Annotated in this window: 1 protein-coding gene and 1 pseudogene; both read left to right on the forward strand. The window is 51.8% G+C overall.

Annotated features, from left to right (window positions below; translation table 11 throughout):
* Nucleotides 1–239 (forward strand): HAD-IA family hydrolase (locus FDX22_RS20860; protein ID WP_146717719.1); only part of this gene is annotated, 239 nt, incomplete at its 5' end.
* 10 nt (nucleotides 240–249) lie between these two features.
* Nucleotides 250–520, forward strand: a pseudogene (gene hslR / locus FDX22_RS20865) (ribosome-associated heat shock protein Hsp15); the annotation flags it as partial.

Consider the following 520-nt stretch of genomic DNA (forward strand, 5'->3'; position numbering starts at 1 on the left):
CATTTGGTTATCCCAAAGAGGATCAGCGGTTATGGCACGCTGTCGCTGAAGAAACGGGAATGAGTGCAGAGAAGACGTTGTTTATTGACGACAGCGAACCAATTCTCGACGCCGCTGCTCAATTCGGCATTCGTTACTGCCTCGGCGTGACCAATCCCGATTCAGGTATTGCGGAAAAACAGTATGCACGCCATCCGTCACTGAATGACTACCGCCGACTGATCCCCTCACTGATGTGAAGGAGATGCCATGAAAGAGAAGCCCCCTGTTGACGTCAGGCTGGATAAATGGCTGTGGGCTGCGCGTTTTTATAAAACGCGTGCGATAGCTCGCGAAATGGTTGAAGGCGGTAAGGTGCATTACAACGGGCAGCGCAGTAAGCCGAGCAAGATTGTCGAGCTGAATGCCACCCTCACCNACGGTCATTATTAAAGCCATTAGCGAGCAGCGTCGCCCGGCAACTGAAGCCGTTATGCTGTATGAAGAAACCGCGGAAAGCGTGGAAAAACGCGAAAAAATG

The organism is Citrobacter sp. TBCS-14 (assembly GCF_005280805.1).
Taxonomy (GTDB): domain Bacteria; phylum Pseudomonadota; class Gammaproteobacteria; order Enterobacterales; family Enterobacteriaceae; genus Citrobacter; species Citrobacter gillenii.